General features: G+C 61.2%; 5 protein-coding genes. 2 read left to right on the forward strand and 3 right to left on the reverse strand.

What is annotated here, in order from left to right:
• Positions 1-259: ABC transporter permease (locus F3087_RS45685; protein ID WP_150408474.1), on the forward strand; the 259-nt coding region annotated here is incomplete at its 5' end.
• Positions 260-321: 62 nt separating this feature from the next.
• Here F3087_RS45685 and F3087_RS45690 read toward each other — a convergent pair.
• The 3 genes from F3087_RS45690 to F3087_RS45700 are packed head-to-tail and all read right to left on the reverse strand — an operon-like array spanning position 322 to position 2,012.
• Positions 322-708: a hypothetical protein gene (locus F3087_RS45690; protein WP_150408475.1), complete on the reverse strand. Its 387-nt coding sequence runs from the start codon at positions 706-708 to the stop codon at positions 322-324.
• A 4-nt stretch (positions 709-712) separates the two neighbouring features.
• Complete coding sequence (locus tag F3087_RS45695) at positions 713-1,516, reverse strand: hypothetical protein (protein WP_150408476.1); 804 nt, start codon at positions 1,514-1,516, stop codon at positions 713-715.
• A 49-nt stretch (positions 1,517-1,565) separates the two neighbouring features.
• Positions 1,566-2,012 carry a hypothetical protein gene (locus F3087_RS45700; RefSeq protein WP_150408477.1) on the reverse strand — a complete coding sequence of 149 codons (447 nt, stop codon included), beginning with the start codon at positions 2,010-2,012 and terminating at the stop codon, positions 1,566-1,568.
• A gap of 114 nt (positions 2,013-2,126) precedes the next feature.
• Here F3087_RS45700 and F3087_RS46390 point away from each other — a divergent pair, with 114 nt between their 5' ends.
• Entirely contained in the window at positions 2,127-2,285 is a 159-nt protein-coding gene (locus F3087_RS46390; protein ID WP_191094483.1) for a hypothetical protein, read from the forward strand.
• Positions 2,286-2,404: the final 119 nt, after the last annotated feature.

The following is a 2,404-nucleotide window of genomic DNA, read 5'->3' on the forward strand; positions in this document are numbered from 1 at the left end:
CGGCGCCAGCGCCTTCTCCTACCCCCTCATCTTCCTGCCATTCATCAGCTCGGCTTTCGTCCCCACCGGCTCCATGCCCGCCCCCGTACGTGCGTTCGCCGAAAACCAGCCGGTGACCTACATCGTCAACGCCGTCCGGAACCTCTTCACCCAACAACCAGTAGGCGGCGACATCTGGATCGCCCTAGCCTGGTGCCTCGGCATCCTCGCCGTCGCCTACTTCTTCGCCATGCTCACCTACCGCCGCAAAATCTCCTGAGCGGACAACCCGTGCCCACACGTCATGGAGTGCGCGGTGTACTCGGTGAACAGTGTTCCTGCTCAACGGTGCTCGCCTTCGCTGCCCTTCCAGGCGAGGAAGTCCGCACTGGTGTCGATCCCGAAGGGCAGGACCAGCGCGAGGAATGCGTTGGATACGACCAGCTTGCCATCGGCGGTGAGAGCGGCGTCGTCGATACCTGGGGAGCGGCCGGCTGTGTCCAGGCGGAGGTAGGTCGGTGGTTGAGGTATTGCCGAATCCCGTGCGATCGACTGTGTAATGGGAGCCGACCGGTAGCCGTAGTCGGTCAGTTCGTCGGCGAGGTCGGCGCGGACGAGAAACAGTGGTGGGTCACCGATCAGGGCGTCTTCGGGGTCGCGGTCGAAAACGAATCCGCCGTTCGCGTCTGCGTGGCCGACAGCGCGGGATTCGAAGATCCAGTAGTCCATGTGCTCAGTCCTGTTCGGTGAGGACATCGGCAATTGCGGATTCCGGAACGCCACAGTGCTCAATCAGACTGCGTCGGCGTTGCTCGTCGAGGAATCGCAGCATCACCGCTCGATCGCCCTCGGCTGCGGCGAGCTCACGGAACTGCATCCAGAAGTCCCGCTCTTCGTCGTACAGTCCTTCGCCGTCGATCAATTCGGTGATGATCGAGTCGATGATCGGCAACGGGGATCCGGTATCGAACAATACCCGCCAGCCCGGCAGTGCCGTCCAGACGATCGGCCTAACGGATGGTGTGCGTGTTGCGTATGCTTTTTCATCGCGATCCGCCCACTGGCGATCTGTTTGCCATTCGATGATTTCCTTAGCCGGCCCGGTCGCCCACCAGATCACTGTGTCTACGGCGGCATCGGTGTCGAAGACAGGAATCTCCCTCGGCGCGTCGGCTCGGAAGTTCGGGCTCTGGCGTTGGAAGGGCAAAGGATATTCGCTTTGCCGAATGCCGCCGTGGTGACCGAGTATCCCGGCCCGAATCGGACGGACTAGCGGCTGGTATTCCATGCCCAGTTGGCCGTTGACTGTTGATGGCGCGAAACCGATTGCCTGATACCACCATCGGATCGGTGTACGGACCAGCGAGGTCTTCATACGTGATCCGGTGACGATCCAGTCCGAGCCCAGGCTTTCCGCCGCTGCTTCGGCAACCTTTTGCCAGGCCTTCCCCTTGCCTGCTTGCGGTTTCTGTATTCGTGCCATGATCTGTTGCATCAGCTCCGGTGACACTGGAGGTATGTCCTTGCCCGTTCCCATGTGACCTCTCCTATTTAACGAATATGAATGGCACCGCCGTCGGACACTCTTAGTCCGGTCTCAGATTCTTGATCCAGCTGTAAGTAATATCAAAAGCGCCGCGTGCGATGTCTGCCCATGCCTTGTCAATTGTCGCGTTTCCGGTCTTCAGGTCCCAGACCTGGATAACACGCCAGTTTTGCGCCAGGTCTTCGAAGAGCATCTGCAGGACAGTGTCTGGTCGGAACGATCCTGGCTGGCCACGGTAGTCTGCGTCGGTGCCATTGGGCATGAACGATTCCTCGATGCCGAGCCTGAAGTTCGGAAACTCCGATGCGAACAGCGGCCCGAAGGCGCTGTTCATGAGTTCCTCGTAAACCGTGTGGGCGAAAATTCCGAGCAAGAATGGAGGCAGATTCGGCCCAAATGCGCCGACAACTTGCTGCCACGCCAAATTGGCGGCTTCTTGAACGATCTGTTCAGCACGCTCGATCGCCTCCTGTGCTTCTTCGGGCACGGGCGGGTCATCGGGTGTACTACCCGGGCCGGGGTCGATGCTACTTTGCGGCGGAACCCACGGTGTGGGCGAGACTGGGCCTGGTTCCGGTTCCTGCTCAGGGGGAACGCGGGTGTGGCCATGATCTGGTGGAGCGTGCGGGTCAGGATCGCTTTGCGGTGGCAGGCTTGGGTCGTCGGGCTCATCGAGCGGTGGTTGCGGGTTGTCCGGGTCGATGCCCGGCTGCTGGTCACCGCCGGTATCACCGGGCTGCGGGGTGGGTTCAGTTTGTGATGGGCCGGGGCGTGTCGTGTCTGGGCCATTGGGTTGGTCGTGTTCAGGATTCCAAGGTGTTGGGGGCCACGGCAGTCGCGGCTCGTTCGGGTCTGGCCTGGCTAGCGGTAGCCGGCATC

The organism is Nocardia colli, assembly GCF_008704205.1.
GTDB lineage: Bacteria > Actinomycetota > Actinomycetes > Mycobacteriales > Mycobacteriaceae > Nocardia > Nocardia colli.